This window comes from Rhodoferax koreense (genome assembly GCF_001955695.1).
Lineage (GTDB): Bacteria > Pseudomonadota > Gammaproteobacteria > Burkholderiales > Burkholderiaceae_C > Rhodoferax_B > Rhodoferax_B koreensis.
This window is the reverse complement of the sequence record NZ_CP019236.1, coordinates 5,650,638-5,671,188: the sequence shown is the minus strand read 5'-3', so window position 1 is coordinate 5,671,188 and position 20,551 is coordinate 5,650,638. Positions and strand designations below refer to the sequence as shown.

Annotated in this window: 16 protein-coding genes; 7 read left to right on the top strand and 9 right to left on the bottom strand. The window is 67.2% G+C overall.

Annotation, left to right across the window (positions count from 1 at the left end):
* The first annotated feature begins 73 nt into the window (after positions 1-73).
* The 4 genes from RD110_RS26185 to RD110_RS26170 are packed head-to-tail and all read left to right on the top strand — an operon-like array spanning position 74 to position 7,856.
* Positions 74-4,258: a YhdP family protein gene (locus RD110_RS26185; protein WP_076203820.1), complete on the top strand. Its 4,185-nt coding sequence runs from the start codon at positions 74-76 to the stop codon at positions 4,256-4,258.
* A complete protein-coding gene (locus tag RD110_RS26180) occupies positions 4,255-5,067 on the top strand; it encodes a carbon-nitrogen hydrolase family protein (RefSeq protein ID WP_076203817.1) in 813 nt (270 codons plus the stop codon). Before RD110_RS26185 ends, RD110_RS26180 begins: the two co-directional genes overlap by 4 nt.
* Before the next feature lie 5 nt (positions 5,068-5,072).
* Positions 5,073-7,196 carry a two-component system sensor histidine kinase NtrB gene (locus tag RD110_RS26175; protein ID WP_394329430.1) on the top strand — a complete coding sequence of 708 codons (2,124 nt, stop codon included), beginning with the start codon at positions 5,073-5,075 and terminating at the stop codon, positions 7,194-7,196.
* A 24-nt stretch (positions 7,197-7,220) separates the two neighbouring features.
* Positions 7,221-7,856: a response regulator transcription factor gene (locus tag RD110_RS26170; protein ID WP_076203814.1), complete on the top strand. Its 636-nt coding sequence runs from the start codon at positions 7,221-7,223 to the stop codon at positions 7,854-7,856.
* Between the two features lie 44 nt (positions 7,857-7,900).
* On the opposite strand, the gene RD110_RS26165 is transcribed toward RD110_RS26170, so the two are convergent.
* The 3 genes from RD110_RS26165 to RD110_RS28430 all read right to left on the bottom strand — a co-directional run bounded on the left by RD110_RS26165 (position 7,901) and on the right by RD110_RS28430 (position 8,792).
* The gene (locus tag RD110_RS26165) at positions 7,901-8,332 is read right to left on the bottom strand and encodes a type II toxin-antitoxin system VapC family toxin (protein ID WP_076203811.1); all 432 of its coding nucleotides are present in this window, start codon (positions 8,330-8,332) and stop codon (positions 7,901-7,903) included.
* Positions 8,329-8,574, bottom strand: a complete 246-nt coding sequence (locus RD110_RS26160; protein WP_076203808.1) for a FitA-like ribbon-helix-helix domain-containing protein — start codon at positions 8,572-8,574, stop codon at positions 8,329-8,331. The genes RD110_RS26165 and RD110_RS26160 overlap by 4 nt, the downstream gene beginning before the upstream one ends.
* A 68-nt stretch (positions 8,575-8,642) precedes the next feature.
* Positions 8,643-8,792, bottom strand: a complete 150-nt coding sequence (locus RD110_RS28430) for a hypothetical protein (protein ID WP_204250094.1) — start codon at positions 8,790-8,792, stop codon at positions 8,643-8,645.
* Here RD110_RS28430 and mltA point away from each other — a divergent pair.
* Both mltA and RD110_RS26150 read left to right on the top strand, forming a co-directional pair.
* On the top strand, positions 8,725-9,918 hold the full coding sequence (gene mltA / locus RD110_RS26155) for a murein transglycosylase A (protein ID WP_083686719.1): 1,194 nt from the start codon (positions 8,725-8,727) through the stop codon (positions 9,916-9,918). The genes RD110_RS28430 and mltA overlap by 68 nt on opposite strands.
* Positions 9,919-10,035: 117 nt before the next feature.
* The gene (locus tag RD110_RS26150) at positions 10,036-10,788 is read left to right on the top strand and encodes a TerC family protein (protein WP_076203802.1); all 753 of its coding nucleotides are present in this window, start codon (positions 10,036-10,038) and stop codon (positions 10,786-10,788) included.
* Between the two features lie 59 nt (positions 10,789-10,847).
* Here the strand turns inward: RD110_RS26150 and RD110_RS26145 are convergent, their stop codons facing one another.
* The 6 genes from RD110_RS26145 to RD110_RS26120 form a co-directional block, all read right to left on the bottom strand.
* On the bottom strand, positions 10,848-11,033 hold the full coding sequence (locus RD110_RS26145) for a CsbD family protein (protein WP_076203799.1): 186 nt from the start codon (positions 11,031-11,033) through the stop codon (positions 10,848-10,850).
* A gap of 173 nt (positions 11,034-11,206) precedes the next feature.
* Entirely contained in the window at positions 11,207-11,455 is a 249-nt protein-coding gene (locus RD110_RS26140) for a hypothetical protein (protein WP_076203796.1), read from the bottom strand.
* A gap of 83 nt (positions 11,456-11,538) precedes the next feature.
* Positions 11,539-12,963, bottom strand: a complete 1,425-nt coding sequence (locus RD110_RS26135) for an efflux transporter outer membrane subunit (protein ID WP_239467131.1) — start codon at positions 12,961-12,963, stop codon at positions 11,539-11,541.
* A complete protein-coding gene (locus RD110_RS26130; protein ID WP_076203791.1) occupies positions 12,960-14,924 on the bottom strand; it encodes a MacB family efflux pump subunit in 1,965 nt (654 codons plus the stop codon). Before RD110_RS26130 ends, RD110_RS26135 begins: the two co-directional genes overlap by 4 nt.
* On the bottom strand, positions 14,921-16,120 hold the full coding sequence (locus RD110_RS26125) for an efflux RND transporter periplasmic adaptor subunit (protein ID WP_076203788.1): 1,200 nt from the start codon (positions 16,118-16,120) through the stop codon (positions 14,921-14,923). The genes RD110_RS26130 and RD110_RS26125 overlap by 4 nt, the downstream gene beginning before the upstream one ends.
* Before the next feature lie 107 nt (positions 16,121-16,227).
* On the bottom strand, positions 16,228-16,710 hold the full coding sequence (locus RD110_RS26120; RefSeq protein WP_076203785.1) for an Lrp/AsnC family transcriptional regulator: 483 nt from the start codon (positions 16,708-16,710) through the stop codon (positions 16,228-16,230).
* 176 nt (positions 16,711-16,886) lie between these two features.
* On the opposite strand from RD110_RS26120, the gene RD110_RS26115 reads away from it, so the two are divergent.
* Positions 16,887-20,477: an indolepyruvate ferredoxin oxidoreductase family protein gene (locus RD110_RS26115; protein WP_076203782.1), complete on the top strand. Its 3,591-nt coding sequence runs from the start codon at positions 16,887-16,889 to the stop codon at positions 20,475-20,477.
* Positions 20,478-20,551: the final 74 nt, after the last annotated feature.

Sequence of the window (20,551 nt, the reverse complement as noted above, 5' to 3'; positions counted from 1 at the left end):
ACCGTCCGGCTCTCCTGCGTCCACGAAGGGAAAGGGACCGAAGGTCATAATTCCTGTTGCATCCATTTGTCCAATGACCGAATCAAAGCCTTCTCCCTCGCGCCTGCTGCAATTGGCTGCCCGTGCGGCCCCCTGGTGTCTGGGCCTGACGGTCGCGGCCTGGCTGCTCTTCGGGCTCGCCTGGGGCGCGTTGCACGGCTGGATTGTGCCGCGAATCGGCGAATTTCGCCCGCAGCTCGAAGCCAAGGTCAGCCAGGCCCTAGGGGTACCCGTTCGGATCGGCGCGATCTCGGCACAGTCCACCGGCCTGATTCCATCGTTCGAACTGCGCGACGTGTCCCTGCTCGATGCGGATGGCCGCACCGCGCTCCTGCTTCCGCGCGTGCTGGCGGCGCTGTCGCCGGCCTCGCTGTGGAAGCGCGGTTTCGAGCAGCTCATCATCGACCAGCCCGAGCTCGACATCCGCCGGCGTGCCGACGGCAAGATCCTGATCGCCGGGCTGGACGTCACCCACACCAGTCCCGGCGACACCAGCGCCACGGCCGACTGGCTGTTCGCGCAGACCGAGGTGGTGGTGCGCCAGGGCACATTGCGCTGGACCGACGAACGCCGCGCCGCGCCGCCGCTGGCGCTCGAAGGCGTGGACCTGGTGCTGCGCAACCGCGGCCGGCGCCACGCCATGCGCATCGACGCGACGCCGCCGGCGGGCTGGGGCGAGCGCTTCAGCATCGTCGGCCAGCTGCGTCAGCCGCTGTTGACCACGCACCATGGCCGCTGGCAGGACTGGGACGGCCCCGCCTACGCCAACTTCCCGCGCGTGGATGTGTCGCAACTGCGCCAGTACCTCGATCTCGGCGCCGACCTCGGGCAGGACGTGCAGGGCGTGGGCGCGCTGCGCGTCTGGGCCGATGTCGGCTCGGGCCAGCTGCTGGCCGCCACCGCCGATGTGGCGCTGGCCGACGCACGCGTGACCCTCGCGCCCGACCTGCAGCCGCTGGCGCTGGCCTCGCTGCAGGGCCGTGTAGGCGGGCGGCGGATGGCCAATGGCTTCGAGTTCTCGACCGAGGGCCTGGCCTTCACCACCGCCGATGGCCTGCGCTGGCCCGGCGGCAACGTGTTCCTGAGCGTGCTCGAAGGCGAAGGCCGCGTGCCGGGCCAGGGCCAGTTCCGTGCCGACCGGCTCGACCTCGCCACGCTGGCGCAGATCGGCAACCGGCTACCGCTGGCCGCGGCCACCCACCAGGCCCTGGCCACCTATGCGCCCAAGGGGCTGGTCGAAAAGGTGGATGCGAACTGGCAGGGCCGCATGGAAGCGCCTTCGACCTACCGTGCGAAGGGCCGGGTCAGCCAGCTCGAGATCGCGCCCGGCGCCGCGCCCGTGCGCACCTGGCCCGTGCCGCCCACCGGCCGGCCCGGGCTGCGCGGCGCCACCGTGGATTTCGACCTGACCCAGTCCGGCGGTCGCGCCACGCTGGCCATCGAGCAGGGTGCGCTGAGTTTCCCGGGCATCTTCGAAGAGCCCGAGGTGCCGTTGACCAGTCTCTCCACGGACGTGAGCTGGCAGAGCGACGGCGACAAGCTGTCGGTGAAGGTCAGCGGACTCAAGTTCGCCAATGCCGACGCCGAAGGCACGGCGCAGGCCACCTGGCGCACCAGCGACCCGGCCAGGTCGACCAGCCGCTCCCGCTTTCCCGGCGTGCTCGACTTGAGCGGCAACCTGAGCCGCGCCGACGGCACGCGTGTGCACCGTTACCTGCCGCTGGAACTCGGCCCCGAGGTGCGCCATTACGTGCGCGACGGCGTGGTGGCCGGCACCGCCAACAGCGTGAAGTTCAAGGTCAAGGGCGACCTGTGGGACTTCCCGTTCTCCGACGCCCATCCGGGCGACTTCAACATCGCCGCCAGCGTGCAGAACGCCACCTACGCCTTCATTCCGCGCAGCATCCAGCCTGCCGACGCCTTGCCCTGGCCGCCGCTGACCCAGCTGGATGGCGAGCTCATCTTCGATCGCCAGGCCATGCGCATCCGCAACGCGGCCGGCAAGCTCGGCGGCGTGGCCGGCATGCCCGCCTTGCCGGTGAGCCGTGCCGAAGCCGAAATCCCCAACCTCGCCCATTCCGTGGTCAACGTGAATGCGGACGCGCGCGGCCCTTTGACCGACATGCTGGCGATCGTGCGCGGCTCGCCGATCGACGCGCTGACCGGCCGGGCGCTGAGCCAGGCCAGCGCCACCGGGCCGGCCGACCTGAAACTCAAGCTCTCCCTGCCGATCGCCACCATCGACAAGAGCAAGGTGCAGGGCAGTGTGACACTGGCGGGCAACGACCTGCAGCTCGCGCCCGACACGCCGCTGCTCGGCCGTGCCAAAGGCGTTGTCGGCTTCAGCGAAACCGGGTTCAGCGTTGCCGGTGGCCAGGCGCGCGTGCTTGGCGGCGACCTGAAGTTCGAGGGTGGTGCGCAGCCGCCAGCATCGCCGGGGGCGGAGCCTGGCCTGCTGTTCCGCGGGCAGGGCGTAGTCACGGCCGAAGGCCTGCGCCAGGCGCGTGAACTCGAGGGTCTGGCGCAGGTCGCCGCCAACACCAGCGGCAGCACGGCCTACAACGCCGTGCTGTCGTTCCGCCGGGGCGTGCCCGAGTTGACCCTCACCAGCAGCTTGCAGGGGCTGGCGCTCAATCTGCCGGCGCCGCTCAACAAGAGCGCCGACAGCAGCCTGCCATTGCGGTTCGAGCGCAGCCTGACGGCCGCCTCGGCCTCTGCGTCCGCGGCCAATGCGAAGGTGCCGATGCAGGACCAGTTGGCGCTGGACATCGGCCGCGTGGTGTCGGTGGCTTACACACGCGACATCAGCGCCGCGGTGCCCCGGGTGTTGCGCGGCACCATCCGCGTCGGCGCCCCGATCACCGACGCGGCGCCCGCGCCTGCCGATGGCGTGTCGGCCCAGGTGAACCTCGACGTGCTGAATGTGGACGCTTGGGAGAGCCTGCTCGGTTCGAGCCCGGCGGCTTCGCCAACGCCTGCCGGCGCGCCGCCGAAGGCGTCCGGTCCGAGTGCGATGCAGGCGTACCTGCCCTCGACCATCATGCTGCGCGCGAACGAGTTCGCCACCGACGGGCGGACGCTGCACAAGCTCTCGGCGCGCGCCACGCGCGAAGACCAGTCGTGGAAGGCCGATATCGACGCCACCGAACTCAACGGTTATGCCGAATACCATCCGCCCGGCGCGGGTGGCGGCAATGCAGGCGCGGGCAAGGTCTTCGCGCGGCTCACGCGGCTGACGATCGAGCCCAGCGCCACCACGGCGGTCGATACATTGCTCGACGCACCGCCCGAGAGCGTGCCCGCGCTCGACATCGTGGTCGACGACTTCGAGCTCAAGGGCCACAACCTGGGCCGCGTCGAGATGGAGGCGGTGAACCGCGGCGGCAACCTGGCGCAACGCGATGGTGCCGCCGCGCGCGAATGGCGGCTGAACCGGCTCAGCGTGAGCAACCCGCAAGCGAGCTTCAGCGCGTCGGGCAACTGGGCCGCGCTCAATGCGCAGGCTGGCGGATCACGGCGCACGGTGATGAACTTCAAGCTCGACATCGTGGACGCCGGCGGGCTGCTCGGCCGCTTCGGCATGAAGGACGTGTTCCGCCGCGGCAAGGGCCATATGGAAGGGCAGATCGCCTGGGTCGGCTCGCCGCTGTCGCTCGACTACCCCACGCTCGGCGGCCAGCTCAACGTGAACGTCGAGAGCGGCCAGTTCCTCAAGGCCGACCCGGGCATCACCAAGCTGCTCGGCGTGTTGAGCCTGCAGGCCCTGCCGCGCCGGCTCACGCTCGATTTCCGCGACGTGTTCAGCGAAGGCTTCGCGTTCGACTTCATCCGTGGCGACGTGCACATCGAGCAGGGCATCGCCACCACCAACAACCTGCAGATGAAGGGCGTGAACGCCGCCGTGCTGATGGACGGCCGTGCCGACATCGCCCATGAAACGCAGGACCTCAAGGTGGTCGTCATTCCCGAGATCAACGCCGGCACGGCCTCGCTCGTGGCCACGGTGATCAACCCGGCCATCGGCCTGGGCACCTTCCTGGCGCAGATGTTCCTGCGCAAACCGCTGATGGAGGCCGCCACCCAGGAATTCCATGTGGACGGCGCGTGGGCCGACCCGAAAATCACCAAGGTCGCGCGCCGCTCCCTGCTTTCCCCGGGTGGCGCGACGGAAGACAAAACCGAAGCCCTCGGCCCCGCCAAGAATGGAGTTCCACGTTGAAAGTCGCCGCCATCCAGATGGTCTCCTCGACGGACCTGGCCGCCAACCTCGCGCACGCGCGGGCCTTGCTGGCCCGGGCCGCCGAAGCCGGTGCCGAACTCGCCGTGCTGCCCGAGTATTTCTGCATCATGGGCCGCGTCGATACCGACAAGCTCCAGGTGCAGGAGCCGTTCGGCGACGGGCCGATCCAGCGGTTCCTGTCCGAAGCCGCACGTGAATTCCGCCTCTGGCTGGTCGGCGGCACGCTGCCGATCACCGCCGATGGCGGCCGCGTGCGCAACAGTTCGCTGGCGTTCGAGCCCGGCGGCGCCTGCGTGGCGCGCTACGACAAGATCCACCTGTTCCGCTTCGACAACGGTGTCGAGCGCTTCGACGAGGCGCGGGTGCTTGAACACGGCACCACGCCGCAGATGTTCGAAATGACCGCGCGCGACGGCCGCCTGTGGCGCATTGGCATGAGCGTCTGCTACGACCTGCGCTTTCCCGAGCTGTATCGCGACTATGCGGCCCGGGGCGCCGATCTGCTGCTGGTGCCCAGCGCCTTCACGCAGGCGACCGGGCTGGCCCATTGGGAACTGCTGCTGCGCACGCGCGCGGTGGAGAACCTGGCCTTCGTGATGGCGCCGGCACAAGGCGGCCTGCACGAGAGCGGCCGGCGCACCTGGGGCCATTCGATGCTCGTCGACCCCTGGGGCCAGGTGCTGGCCGAACACGCCGAGGGTGAAGCCGTGGTGCTGGCCGAGCTCGATGCCGCAAGGCTCGAGACCTGCCGCACCCAGCTGCCGGCACTGGGGCACCGCGTCCTGTGAATGCCGTGGCGCCAACCGTGCCGTCCTGGTGGCGTCGCCTGGGCAGCCTGAACCGGCTGTGGCACCGCTGGTCGCTGTGGGTCTGGCTGATGCTGCTGGTGGTGTCGGTGCTGGTCACGCTGGTCTGGCTCGCCGGGCGCTACGAGGCCAGCCAGGTGCAGAGCCGGCTGGAGGCCGATGCCGCCGAGGCGGTGAATGACATCCGCACCGGCCTGGCGCGCAACGTGCAAAGCCTGCAGGCGCTCAGCGCCAACGAGCCCGACAGTGCGGGCTGGGCCAAGGCCGCGGCCGAGCTGCTGCGCGAGCGCCGCGAGCTGATGCGCATCGAACTGCGCAACCCCGCGCTGGCGGTGCTGGCCCAGGCCGATACGCCGTACCGCGCCCCGGTCTTCGAGTTGCTCGGCCGCGAGAATGCCCAGACGGACGTGGGCCTGGCCTGCGCCACTGCCCGGCGTTTCAGCGGGCCGATCTATTCCACGAGCTTCTTCCTGCCGCAGACCGACGGCCTGGGCCTGGAGATGGTGGAGCTGTGCCTGCCGCTGATGGTCTCGGGCCGCGTCAGCGGCTACCTCGTCGCCACGTATTCGCTGCCCGGCGTGCTGGCCGACCTGGTGGGCCGGCAGCTCACGCGCAGCCAGGAGGTGTCCTTCGTCGAGGCCGACGGCACGCGGCTGGCGCTGCACGGCACGGCGCGGCGCGGCACGCGGGTCTTCACCGCGCAGCAACTGCTCGACCTGCCGGGTAACACGCTGGTGCTGCGAATGGACAGCTGGCACGGCGCACCCGACGTGTTCCCCAACATCATGACGGCCCTGGTCACGCTGATGTCCATCGCCCTGGTGTCGGTGACCATCCTGCTGGTGAAGGACACGCGGCGCCGCCTGCGGGTGGAGCGCGACCTGGCCGACGCACTCGCCTTCCGCAAGGCGATGGAGGATTCGCTGCTCACCGGCCTGCGCGCGCGCGACCTGGAGGGCCGCATCACCTACGTGAACCCCGCGTTCTGCCAGATGGTGGGTTTCGCGCCCGAGGAATTGTGGGGGCGCAGTGCGCCCGCGCCGTACTGGCCACCCGAACTCGCCGACGAATACCGGCAGCGCCAGACCATCCGCCTGGCCGGCAACATGCCGCCGCGCGAAGGCTTCGAGTCGGTGTTCATGCACAAGGACGGTTCGCGTTTCCCGGTCCTGGTGATCGAGGCGCCGCTGATCAACGCGCACGGCACGCAGACCGGCTGGATGAGCGCCGTGCTCGACATCTCCGAGCAGCGCCGGGTGGAAGAGCTCTCGCGCACCAGCCAGGACCGGCTGCAGGCCACGGCCCGGCTGGCCACGGTGGGCGAGATGGCCTCGCTGCTGAGCCATGAGCTCAACCAGCCGCTGGCCGCCATTTCGAGCTACGCCACGGGTTCGTTGAACCTGCTGGGCGGCGGCCCGCACGGCGCGCAAGGGCATCCGCAGGCCGATGCCGAAGACCTGAAGGACCTGCGGGTCGCCATGCAACGCATCGCCGAGCAGGCCGAACGTGCGGGCCGGGTCATCAAGAGCGTGCACGGCTTCGTGCGCCGCCGCGCGCAGGCGCGCGAGGCTGTGGCCCCGGCCGCGTTGTTCGACGCCATCATGCCGTTGGTGCACCTGCAGGCGCGTAAGCTGGCGGTGCGCGTGCAACTCGATCTATCGCCGAACCTGCCGGCGGTGCTGTGCGACCGCACCATGGTCGAGCAGGTGCTGCTGAACCTGGCGCGCAACGCCATGCAGGCCATGGACGGCCCGGTGCCGCCTGCGGTGCGCGAACGCCTGCTGCTGATGCGGGTGCGCCCGGCCGGTGCCAACCTGGGCGCCTCGCGGCCCCTGGGCTGGCTGGAGTTCTCGGTGGCCGACGTCGGCCCGGGCATCCAGCCCGACGTGGCCGACCGGCTGTTCACGCCCTTCTTCACCACCAAGGTCGAAGGCATGGGGCTGGGCCTCAACCTGTGCCGCACCGTGATCGAGCAGCACGGTGGTTTCCTCGGCTTCGAGGACAACCAGCCCCAGGGCACGGTGTTTCGCTTCACCCTTCCCACCTGCAGCGGACAGGACGCGTCGACCTTGCATGACGCGCCGGCTGCGCTCGGCTCCGCCAACCTCTAGACAGCCCATACGGACTACACCGCCATGCAACCCATCCTGGATGCCACCGTATTCATCGTCGACGACGACGCCGGCGTGCGCGACGCCCTCTCCTGGCTGCTGCGCTCGCGCCGCCTGTACAGCGAAAGCTTCGACAGTGCCGAGGCCTTCGAACGCATGCTGCTCGGCAGCGGCAACGGTTTTTCGCCGCGCCAGGCCTGCTGCCTGCTGCTCGACGTGCGCATGCCCGGCATGAGCGGGCTGGCCCTGTTCGACAAGATCATCGCGCTCGGCCTGCAGGTGGCGATGCCGGTGATCTTCCTCACCGGCCATGCCGACGTGCCCACCGCGGTGGATGCGGTCAAGCGCGGCGCCTTCGATTTCTGCGAGAAGCCGTTTTCCGACAACGCGCTGGTCGACCGCATCGAACAGGCGCTGGCGAAGTCGCAGGAGGCCGTGCAGTCGCTCACGGCCAAAGTCGGTTTGAAGATTCGCCTGGGCGAACTCACCGAGCGCGAACGCGACGTGATGCGCCTGGTGGTCGAAGGCCTGCCCAATAAACTCATCGCCGACCAGCTCGACATCAGCGTGCGCACGGTCGAAGTGCACCGCGCCCGCGTGTTCGAAAAGATGGAAGTGAAGTCGGCGGTGGAGTTGGCTAATCTGCTGCGAAGTTTGTAGCGATGGGCGAAGCATTTGCCTGCGTCAGAGGCTGATTCGATGCTTCAATCTTGGGACGCGGTCTGCCAGGGGTTGGTCAATACAAGACCGAGACCGGCGAAGTCCTTGGTGTTGCGCGTCGCCAGGTCGGCGTGCGTGCCAAGGCAGATGGCGGCGATCTGCGCATCGGCCATGCCGATCGGCCGACCTGAGCGCTCCCGTTGGGCCGCGAGCCATGCGTAACGAGTGGCCGCCGCGCCGTCGAATGGCAGGATGCGGCCATCGAAATCCTCTTCCAACATCGTCCACGCGGTCTCACGCAGGCTGTCTTTGCGCCGGCCCTCGGGCAGGCGCTCGATGCCGTACATGAGTTCGGCCACCGTCACCGCGCTGACGAACAAGGTTTCGGTCGGCTGGGCGTCCAGCCAGGCCAGCACCTGGCGATCCGGCTGCTGGCGCATGAGTTCGGACAACACATTCGTGTCCAGCAGCATCATGGCTTCAGCTTCGCGGCTCGGGCTGGTTCGGTGTGCGCAGGCAACTCGAGATCGACGCCACCGATGGCGGCGAAACGTTGATGGATACGGCTGCCGAGGCCGCGTGCGGGCGCCGCTTTTTCGAGTGCCTGCCGAAGAATCGAGCGAACCTCTTCTTCCATCGAACGCCCATGTTCGGCGGCCTCGATGCGCAGGCGTTGTTTCAGCGTCTCGTCAAAATTTCGGATGGTCAAAGTGGCCATGCCTCGCTCCAGTCTGCTATCAATGAAAGCATTGCCAGCATATCATCGCCTGCAAATTCGGTGCAAGCTCAAGGTTTCTGATGGTTGTCGGCATCATTTTTGGCCGCATCATTCGCCTCCGGCAGCTCACCCCCCTTGCGCCCCGAAAACATCGTCCACCAGACAATCAGCACCAGCACCAGACCGGCACCCAGCGCTTCGAGTAAAAGCAACACCATGAACCGTATCCTCAGTTTTGTATTGGCCGCGATTGTAGGAATGCTGGCCGGTTGTGCCTCGCGGCCTTCGTTCGAGCCGGAACCGGAGGTGGCCACGCCTGCGCCTTCAGCGGCCACGCCGTGGGCCGGCGGCACCATCCAGCATCCGCGCAGCCGCTGGACCCCGGTCGCGTGGACCGAACTGCCGGGCTTCAACGACGATCCGCTGTTCGAGGCGTGGAACGCCTGGATCAAGAGTTGCGAACGGCCGGGCCCCATCTTCGCGCCGCTGTGCAGCGAGGTGCGGCGGCTCAGCATCGGCAGCGGCGAGGAGCAGCGGGCCTGGATGCAGCAGCGGCTGCAGCCCTATCGCGTGGATGCCTTGCAAGGGCCGACCGAAGGCCTGCTCACGAGTTATTACGAACCGGTGTTCGAAGGTTCGCGCCTGCCGAGCGCCACCTTCGTCGCGCCGCTGTACCGCCCGCCGGCCACGCTCGGCCAGCGCAAGCCCTGGTACACCCGCCAGGAAATGGACACCCTGCCCGAGGCGCGCGCCGCCTTGGCCGGCCGTGAAATCATCTGGCTGGCCGACCCGGTGGACGCCCTGGTGCTGCAGATCCAGGGCTCAGGCCGCATCCGGGTGACCGAGCCGGACGGCCGCCAGCGCGTGGTGCGCCTGGCCTTCGCCGGCACCAACGACCAGCCTTACAAAAGCGTGGGCCGCTGGCTGCTTGACCAGGGCCTGATCCGTGACGCGTCCTGGCCGGGTATCAAGGCCTGGATCGCGCAGAACCCCCAACGTGTGAACGAACTGCTGTGGGCCAACCCGCGCATGGTGTTTTTCCGCGAAGAAGCCCTGCCCGAACTGGACGCGATGTTCGGCCCGCGCGGTGCCCAGGGTGTGGCGCTCACGCCTGGCCGCTCCATCGCCGTCGACCCCGGCAGCATTCCCTATGGCACGCCGGTCTGGCTGGCCTCGCCCGGGCCGCTGGTGCCGCTGCAGAAGCTGGTGATGGCGCAGGACACCGGCAGCGCGATCACCGGCGCGGTGCGCGCCGATTATTTCGCGGGCTGGGGCGTGGAGGCGGGGGAGCTGGCCGGGCGGCTGAAGCAGCCGTTGAAGCTGTGGGTGTTGTGGCCGAAGTGAGCCTCGTGCAGCCCCGAAATTGCCATCACGGTTTGTCGGGCTGTGACGGGTGCAATCGAGTTACTGCACCAGAATGACACCCTCACTTCGCCAACACGGACATCACCGGATAAAGCCATGCTCCAACTTCTCTCCGATCCCCAGGTCTGGATCGCCTTCGCCACCCTGACCGCGCTGGAACTGGTGCTGGGCATCGACAACATCATCTTCATCTCGATCCTGGTCGACAAGCTACCGTTGGCCAAGCGTGAATTCGCGCGCCGGCTGGGGCTTTTCATGGCGATGTTCATGCGCATCGGGCTGCTGCTGGTGCTGGCCTGGATCGTCGGGCTGGTGGAGCCGCTGTTCAGCATATGGGGCAAGGGCATCTCAGGGCGCGACCTGATCTTGATCCTCGGCGGGCTGTTCCTGATCTGGAAGAGCACCAGCGAGGTTCACGAGTCGCTCGAAGGCGGGCACGAGACGCAGACGAAGAGCGTGGTCAAGGCCACTTTCACCGCGGTGATCCTGCAGATCATGCTGATCGACCTGGTGTTCTCGCTGGATTCGATCATCACGGCCGTGGGCATGGTGGACGACGTGCGGATCATGATTGCGGCCGTGATCGTCTCCGTGGGGCTGATGATGCTGTTCGCCGGCCCGATCGGGCGTTTCGTCTCGGCCCATCCCACCATCAAGATGCTGGCGCTGTCCTTCCTGGTGGTGGTCGGCGTGGTGCTGGTGGCGGAGGGTTTTGGCCATCACGTACCCAAGGGTTACGTGTACTTCGCCATGGCCTTCTCGCTCGGCGTGGAGATGCTCAACATCCGCATGCGGAAGAAATCGGCGAAGAAAGTGGAGTTGAACCCACCCCACATTCCGGGCGATTGAGCCCCGGCAGGGCGAAAAAAAAACGCGGCCGGAGCCGCGTTTGTCCGATCTCAAGGCACTCAGGCCTTGTCGATCTTGTCCTTCAGCACTTCCTTGGCATCGCCGACGTTCTTTTGCGTCTTGCCTTCCACCTGCTTGGCCAGGCCCTTGGCCTGTTGTTCCGGGCTGTCGATCAGCTCGCCGGTTTTCTGTTGAACCTTGCCGGCAGCATCTTTCAACGTGCCCTTGACTTGATCGGTATTCATGGTCGTTTCCTTTCAATGAAATGCCGCGTTCGCGGCGGATGGCTGTTGATTCAGCGCCTATGAAAGATAAGCGAGGGAGCGGGTCGAAGGCGCCGGTCATCGCCCAACAATGGCGTGGGTTTTGGCCTACTTGCAGGTCAGGCGCTCATACACCTTCCTTCAAGCGCCCCGCCTCAACCCGTGTTTTTCAGGGCCTGCTTGGCCTTGTTCGCCGAATTTTTCGACCGGTTCTTGTGGTATCCGGACTTGACGCTGTTCACCGCCTTGCCCACGGGCCCGCTCTTCTTGGCCTCGCGGTCCGCGCGTTTCTCGTCGATCTTGTGCTTGACGGCATCGGTGCCTTCCGACGCGGCCTTGCCCACCTGGGCGCTGGCGCCGAGCACGGTGAGCGACGCGGCGACTGCCAACAGAATCTTCTTCATCGGGTTCTCCTTCGGGTCAATGGACACACCCGATTCTTGCGCCCCTGGCGGCGCGGGCGTGTCAGCCGTGGCCGCATTCCGGTTCAGGGTGCGACCGCATCGCCACCCAGCGCCTGCACCAGCACCGCATGGTTGTTCAGCCGGTTCAATCGGTTTTCGGCCACGGCGATCTCGGCGCTGCGGCGCTTTTCCTGGGCGTCGAGCCAGGGCTTGAGCGCAACGGAGCCGGCGCGGTAGCGGATCTCGTACAGCCGCTCGGCCTGGCGCGCGGCGGCGAGCGCCTGTTCGAGCAGCGTGGCCTGCGCCGCAAGCTGCTGGCGTGACGACAGGGCGTTGTCCACATCGCCGAACGCGGTATACAGCGTCTGCCGAAAGTTGACCACGGCCTCGTCGAGTTGCGATTGGGAAATCTTGATGTCCAGGTCACGTTGCGTGCGCTGCAGGAACGGCATGGTGATGCCCAGGCCCAGGCTGGCCACCGGGTTCTTCAGGATGTTGACCAGCGAAGCGCTCGACGTGCCCAGGCCGCCGGTGAGCGACAGTGCGGGGTAATAACTGGCGCGGGTGGCGTCGATGCTGGACTTGGCTTCGCGCAGCCGCAGCTCGGCCGCACGCAGGTCGGGCCGGCGGCCGAGCAGCGAGGCGGGCAGGCCTGCGTCCACGGGCGGCAGCGTGGTGTCCGGCAGCCGGGAAGGCAGCGGGCCGGCGAGGATCGAGGCCATCGGCGCGCCGTCGAACAGCAGGCCCAGTGCGGTGGTCGCCTCCACCTGCTGTTGCTGCAGCGTGGTCTGGCTGGCCTGCTGGCTGCTCAGGTTCTGCTGTGCCTCGGCGAGTTCCAGGCCGGAGACGGCGCCGGTGCGGTATTGCACCTGTACCAGTTCCAGCGTCTTCTGCGCCACGGCGATGCTCTGCAGGTTGGCGGCCAGGCGCTGGTTCAGGTAGCCGATCTGCCAGTAGAGCTGCGCGGTGGTGGCCACCAGCGACAGCGCCGTGGCCTCGCGGTCCTGCACCGTCGCCAGGGCCTCCCATTGGGCCACGTCGCGCTGGCTGCCGAGGCGGTTCCACAGGTCGACCTCGTAGCTCGCGCCGAGCGAGATGCCGCTGGACTTCACTGTGCCGCCACCGTTGAGGCCGCGGCTCGCGCCGGTGCTGATGCTGCCGCTGAAGCTGGGGCCGAACTGGTTTTCCGCCAGGCCGACCTGCAACTGCGCGCGGCGCACACGGATGGCGGCGGCCGCGAGGTTGTTGTTGCGCTGCAGGGCCTGTTCGATCAACTGGCTGAGCGCGGGGTCGTTGAAGCCGGTCCACCAGGGCGACAGCGGCGCCGGTGTTTGGCCGTGGCCGCCGTTGGCGCCGGCGGCGTATTGCCACTGCGTCGGCACGCTGGTGGCGGGCGCGGCGTAAGGCGTGTGCAGCGAGGAGGCACAGCCTGCGGCAAGCAGCGCCAGGCACAACGCGCCGAGGCGGAAGGAGGTTTGAAGGCTGGATGGCATTTTGGAAGAACTCATTCGCGGGCCAGTGCTTCGACCGGATCGAGCCGCGCGGCATTGCTCGCGGGCAGGAAGCCGAAGATCACGCCGATCAGGGTGGAGCAGGCAAAGGCCGCGACCATCGAAGTGGTCGAATACACCATCTGGAAGTTGCCGCCGAGCTGGGCAAAGCCCCAGCCGATGGACAGCGCCAGCCCAATGCCGAGCACGCCACCGAGCAGGCAGACCAGCACCGCCTCGATCAGGAACTGCTGGCGGATGTCGCCCTGGCGCGCGCCCACGGCCATGCGCACGCCGATCTCGCCGGTGCGCTCGGTCACCGAGACCAGCATGATGTTCATCACGCCGATGCCGCCCACGACCAGCGAGATCAGCGCGATGGCGGAGATCAGCAGGGTGAGCGTCTGCGTCGTGCTCTCGATGGTCTGGCGGATGGTGTCGGTGTTGAGCACGTAGAAATCGACGACGCCGTGGCGCTGTTTGAGCAGGGTATTGATGCCCTGCTCGGCCGTGGCCGTGGCCACGTCGTCGCTCACGCGCACGGTGATGCTGCGCAGGTAGTTCTGGCCGAGGATGCGGCTCATCGCGGCGGTGTAGGGCACGTAGACGTTCAGCGCCTCGCTGTTGCCGAAGGCCGATTCGCTTTTCTTGGCCACGCCGACCACGCGGCACGGAACGGCACCGAGCAGGATCACCTCGCCCACCGGGTTCGGGTTGTTGGGAAACAGCTGTTTGCGCGTGTTGTCGTCGATCACCACTTCCTGCGCGAGTGCGGCCACGCTGTCCGCGTCGAACGCGCGGCCTTGCGCGATCTCGATACCGCGCACCCGGAAATACTGCTCGCCCACGCCGTTGATGGTGCCGGTGACGGCCACGTTGCCGTAACGCAGCGTGGCCGAACTGGTGAGCGTGGGGGTGACGCTGTCCACATACACCTGCTGGGCCAGCGCGTCGGCGTCGCTCGGCACCAGGGTGCGTACGCGGGCCGCGCGCTGGTCGCCGAAGCCGGAGCCGGAAAAGATCTCGATGGTGTTGGTGCCGATGGCGCTGATGTTCTTCAGCACCTGCTGGCGCGAGCCTTCGCCGAGCGCCACCACCGACACCACCGAGGCGATGCCGATGATGATGCCCAGCATGGTGAGGAAAGTACGCAGCCGGTGCGAACGCATGGCCAGCACGGCCATGCGGAAGGCCTCGGCGAAGCGGTCCCACACGGCGCCCCAGGTGTTGCTTTCGGCCGGGGGCGGTGGCAGCGTGGCCGTCGGTGCGGCGGCTTCGGGCTTGCGCCGGTCGGCCACGATGACACCATCGCTGATCTCGATGATGCGGTCGGCGTGCTCGGCCACGCCCATGTCGTGCGTCACGAGGATGATGGTGTGGCCTTCGGCGTGCAGTTCCTCGAGGATCTTCATCACCTCGGCGCCGCTGCGGGTGTCCAGCGCACCGGTCGGCTCGTCGGCCAGGATCACCCGGCCGCCGTTCATGAGTGCGCGCGCAATGCTGACGCGTTGCTGCTGGCCGCCCGAGAGCTGGCCGGGCCGGTGGGTCAGCCGGTCGGACAAGCCCAGTCGGCCGAGCAGCGCCGCCGCGCGTTCGTGGCGCGCGCCGCGGTCGCGACCGGCGTAGATGGCCGGCACTTCCACATTGCCGAGTGCGTTGAGGTCGGCCAGCAGGTGGTAGCGCTGGAAGATAAAGCCGAAGTGTTCGCGCCGCAGCTCGGCGAGCGCATCGGGGTCGAGCTGGCCGGTCTCTCGGCCGGCCACGCGGTAGGAGCCGCTGGTGGGCCGGTCCAGGCAGCCGAGGATGTTCATCAGCGTCGACTTGCCGGAGCCCGAGGCGCCGACGATGGCCACCATCTCGCCCGAGGCGATGTCCAGGTCGATGTCCTTCAGCACGGCGATGGTGCCCTCGCCGGCCGGGAATTCGCGGCGCAGCGCCCGCAGCGAGAGCAGCGGGGCTGCCGGCGTGGCAACGCTCACAGCCGCATCCCGCCGGGCGGCCGGCGCGTCTGCGCGGGCGGCGAACCCGGGGCTGGCGCTTCGCTCACCACCACCTTGTCGCCGGCCTGCAGGCCTTCGAGGATCTGGGCGCGCACGTTGTTGTTGATGCCGACCTTGACCTGGCGCGGCTGGGCCTTGCCTTCGGCGTTCACCACCCGCACGGTGGTCAGGCCCTGCCGGTCGGTGTCACCGAGTGCCGAAGACGGGATGCTCAACGCCTGCTTGGCTTCACTCAGCACGATGTAGACCTGGGCCGTCATCGAGATGCGCAGCCGGCCGTCCGGGTTGGGTACGTCGAGCAGGCCGTTGTAGTAGATGGCGGTGGCTGCGCTGCTCGAGGTCGAGGTGGTGGTGTCGGTGAGGATGGAGTCCGGCGCGGGCTCGACCGTGCGCAGCGTGGTGTAGTAGCGTTTGTCCGGCGCGCCGAGGATGGTGAAGTAGACCTTCTGGCCGGGCTTCACGCGCACCACGTCGGCTTCGGAGATCTGCGCCTTCACGGTGATGGTGTCGAGTGTGGCCAGCTTGATGATGGTCGGCGTGCTCTGGTTGGCGTTGACGGTCTGGCCTTCCTGCGCGACGAGCGCCACCACCACGCCATCCATCGGCGCAAGGATCTTGGTGTAGCCGAGGTTGATCTGCGCCGTGTCGGCCGCGATCTTGGCCTGGGCGATTTGCGCCTGCGTGGCGTTCACATCGGCGCGTGCGGTGTTGAGCGCGGCCTCAGCAGCCTCGAAGGTGGCGCGCGAGCTCGCATCGGAAGCGAGCATTTCCTGCTCTCGCTTGAAGGTCAGCTCGTTCTGCTTGAGCGCAGCCTGCTTGGCCAGCAGTTGCGCCTGCACGTTGGCTAGGGCCGCCTGCGTGTTGCGCAGGTTGTTGGCCTGCGTCAGCGAATCGATCTCGGCCACGAGCTGGCCCTTGGTGACCTTGTCGCCCAACGCCACCTTCAGCGACTTCACCTGCCCCGACACCTGTGAGCCCACGCTCACCTGCTTGAACGCCTGCAAGGTCCCGGTGGCCAGCACGGCCTGTTCCAGATCGGCCGGCGCGGCAGCGGCGGTGATGAAGTTGGGCTTCTCGGCCTTGGGGAAGAAGACCAGCTTCACCGCGATGCCCACCGCCAGCACGGCGGCGAGGATCAGCGCGTAACGCAACCAGGGAGATTTTTTGTTGAACATGGGTCCGTTGGAAAAAGGGGAAGGCAGAGGCGGCCTGTCAATCGACTTTACAAGCCGGGCGTGATGCCCTTGCCCGCGACGGGGCAAAGCTTCGTAAAGTTTCGGCCTCAGCGGGAGGGCAACACATGACCCAGCGGCAGCGCGCTGCTGGCCTTGACCTGGCCCAGCGAAAAGCTGGTGTGCAGGTCCTTCACGTTCGGCAGGTTGATCAGCACCTTGCGCGCGAATTGCGAGAACGCGTCGAGGTCGCGCGCCACCACCTGCAACTCGAAGGTGCCGGCGCCGCTGATGTAGTGGCAGCTCACCACCTCGGGAATCTGCTTGATGGCTTCTTCCAGTTCGCGCGTCACATCGCCGGTGTTGCGGTCGGCGTCGAGCCGCACGAACGCCAGCACGCCCAGGCCGATCTTGTGCCGGTCGATCTCGGCGTGGTAGCCGAGGATGTAGCCGGCTTCCTCCAGTGCCCGCACGCGCCGCCAGCACGGTGCCGCACTCAGGCCCACGCGTTGCGCAAGCTCCGCGTTGGTCAGGCGGCCGTTCGCCTGAAGTTCTTGCAGGATGGAGAGGTCAAACTTGTCTAGCATTTCCAGATTCTAGGCTTTGGCGCAAGATTCTTTCAGAATTGCCGCCAATTCGGGCATCAAACGCAAAGACATATCGGCGCCTCAGGCATACACTTTGCCAAGCAGGCGAATGACCTGCGCCGCGCGGCAAAGTCCGCAGTCCGCTCACGAGGCGGTCCGAACGATATGGAGACCCACAAGACATGAATGCACCCCTGCCCGAGCACATCCGCAAGGCACTGGAGACAGTGACGCTGGATGACAAGTACAGCCTGAATTACGGACGTGCCTTCATGAGCGGGGTGCAGGCCCTGGTCAAGCTGCCGATGCTGCAGCGGCTGCGCGACCAGCAGGCCGGCAAGAACACGGCCGGCTTCATCAGCGGCTACCGGGGTTCGCCGCTCGGCGGCTATGACCAGGCCTTGTGGAAGGCCAGCAAATACCTCAAGGCGCAGAACATCGTGTTTCAGCCGGGCGTCAACGAGGAGTTGGCCGCCACGGCGCTGTGGGGCACGCAGCAACTGGGCTTTTCGCCGCCGGGCACCAACAAGTTCGACGGCGTGTTCGGCATCTGGTATGGCAAGGGTCCGGGCGTGGACCGCTGCTCCGACGTGTTCAAGCACGCCAACATGGCCGGCACGACCGCATTCGGCGGCGTGATCGCGGTGGCCGGCGACGACCACATCTCCAAGAGTTCCACCGCCGCGCACCAGAGCGACCACATCTTCAAGGCCTGCGGCACGCCGGTGTTCTTCCCGACCACGGTGCAGGAAATCCTCGACCTCGGCATCCATGCGTTTGCGATGAGCCGCTTCTCGGGCGTGTGGTCGGGCATGAAGACGATCCAGGAGATCGTGGAATCGAGCGCCACGGCGATGATCGATCCGGAACGCGTCGAGATCGTCATCCCCACCGACTTCCAGATGCCACCCGGCGGCCTGCACATCCGTTGGCCCGACCATCCGCTGGAGCAGGAAGCCCGGCTGATGCACTACAAATGGTACGCCGCGCTGGCCTACATCCGCGCGAACCGGCTCAACTACAACGTCATCGAAGGCCCCAACGACAAGCTCGGCATCATGGCCAGCGGCAAGGCCTGGAACGACACACGCCAGGCCCTGCTGGATCTGGGCCTGGACGACGCGGCCTGCCGGCAGCTCGGCATCCGGCTGCACAAGGTGACCGTGGTCTGGCCGCTGGAGGCGCAACTCACGCGCGAATTCGCCACCGGCCTGCAGGAGATCCTGGTCGTCGAGGAGAAGCGCCAGGTCATCGAATACCAACTCAAGGAAGAGCTGTACAACTGGCGCGCCGACGTGCGGCCCAACGTGCTGGGCAAGTTCAACGAGCTGGACGGTGACTTCTCCGGCGGTGAATGGGCGATGCCCAACCCGACGGCCAACACGCTGCTGCGCGCCAACGCCGACCTGAATCCGGCGCTGATCGCCAAGGCCATCGTGCAGCGGCTGAAAAAGCTCGGCATCCTAGAGGCCGGCGGTGCCGACATGGTGGCGCGCATCGAGGCGCAGATGGCCATCCTCGAGGCCAAGGAACGCGCGATGGAAGTCATGCAGGTCGGCGGGGTGACGGATGCACGCCAGCCCTGGTTCTGCTCCGGCTGCCCGCACAACACCAGCACCGTGGTGCCCGAAGGTTCACGTGCCATGGGCGGCATCGGCTGCCACTACATGGCGACCTGGATGGACCGCTCGACCATCGGCTTCACGCAGATGGGCGGAGAGGGCGTGCCGTGGGTCGGGCAGCAGCCCTTCACCACCGACCAGCATATCTTCGCCAACCTCGGCGACGGCACCTATTTCCACAGCGGCCTGCTGGCGATCCGCCAGAGCATTGCCGCTGGTGTGAACATCACCTACAAGATCCTCTACAACGACGCCGTGGCCATGACCGGCGGCCAGCAGGTCGGCGAGCGCCCCGAAGGCCATTCCGTGCTGCAGATCGCCGAGAGCCTGCATGCCGAAGGCGCCAGGAAGGTCGTGATCGTGACCGACGAGCCGGAGAAATACGACGGCGTGAAGGTGCCTGGCGACCATGTGGCGGTCAGGCACCGCGACGAGCTCGACACCATCCAGCGTGAATTTCGCGAACTGCAGGGCACGACCGCCATCATCTACGACCAGACCTGCGCCACCGAGAAGCGCCGCCGCCGCAAGCGCGGCACGGCGGTCGATCCGGCCAAGCGGGTGGTCATCAACGAGCTGGTGTGCGAAGGCTGCGGCGACTGCAGCGTGCAGAGCAACTGCCTGAGCGTGGAGCCGCTGGAGACCGAATTCGGCCGCAAGCGCGCCATCAACCAGAGCACCTGCAACAAGGACATGAGTTGCCTCAAAGGCTTCTGCCCGAGCTTCGTCACCGTCGAAGGCGGTCAACTCAAGAAGAAGTCGAAGGCCAAGGCCTTGATGCCGGCCGAGCTCGGCATGCTCGACGAACCGATCGTCCCTTCGATCGCTGGCGGCCACGTCTGGGGCATCGTAGTGGCCGGCGTGGGTGGCACCGGTGTCATCACCATCGGACAACTGCTCGGCATGGCCGCGCACATCGAAGGCAAGGGCATCGTCACCCAGGACGCGGCCGGGCTCGCGCAGAAGGGCGGCGCCACCTGGAGCCATGTGCTGATCGGCGAGACGCAGAACGACATCCGCACCACGCGCGTCGGCACCGCCGCCGCCGACCTGGTGCTGGCCTGCGATCCGCTGGTCACGGTGAACGGCGAGACCATGGCGCGCATGCGCGAAGGCCGCACCCATGTGGCGCTAAACAGCCACAGCGCGCCGACGGCTGCCTTCGTGCGCAACGCCAATTGGCAGAACCCGCAGGAGGCCTGCACGGCACAGATCGCCGCCGCGGTGGGGCGGGAAGCGCTGGGCGTGTTCGACGCCGATGCCGCGGCCACGGCGCTGATGGGCGACAGCATCTACGTGAACCCGATGATCCTCGGCTACGCCTGGCAGAAAGGCTGGATTCCGCTGGACCATGCCTCGCTCATGCGCGCCATCGAGCTCAACGACGTGGCCATCGAGAACAACAAGACCGCCTTCGCCTGGGGCCGGCAGGCCGCGCAGCGGCCGCAGGAGTTCGTCAAACGCGTCTCGCCCGGACAGGTGGTCGAATTCAAGAAGCGCGAGACGCTGGAGTCGCTAGTGAACCGTCGCGTCGAATTTCTTACCGCGTACCAGGACGCGGCCTATGCCGAGCAGTACCGGACCTTCGTGGCCCAGGTGCAGCAGGCCGAGGCGCCGCTGGGCAAGACCTTGCTGGCCGAATCGGTGGCGCGGTATCTGTTCAAGCTCATGGCCTACAAGGACGAATACGAGGTGGCTCGGCTGCATGCCGACACGGCCTTCCTGGCCAAGGTCAACGGCATGTTCGAGGGCGATTTCAAGCTCAACTACCACCTCGCGCCACCGATGATCGCCAGGAAGAATGCGAAGGGCGAATTGCAGAAGCAAAAGTTTGGCCCCTGGATGTTGACTGGCTTCCGTTTGCTGGCGAAATTGAAGGGCCTGCGCGGCACGGCGCTCGACATCTTCGGCAAGACCGAGGAACGGCGCACGGAGCGTGCGCTCATCGGCGAGTACCGGGCCAGCATCACGCAACTGCTGCCGGCGCTCACGGCGGCCAACCATGCCACGGCGGTGGAGATCGCGCGCATCCCCGAGCTGATTCGTGGCTATGGCCACGTGAAGGAACGCAACCTCGTCGAGGCACGTGCCAAATGGGCGGCGCTCACGGCCGAGTTCCATCAGCCGCAGGGACAGCGGCAAGCGGCCTGATGCGCAGTGCGGGTCGCGCGGTGCCGCCTGTACCGCGCGGCGCCATCGGCTTATAGTGCGAGGCCATTCCTGGG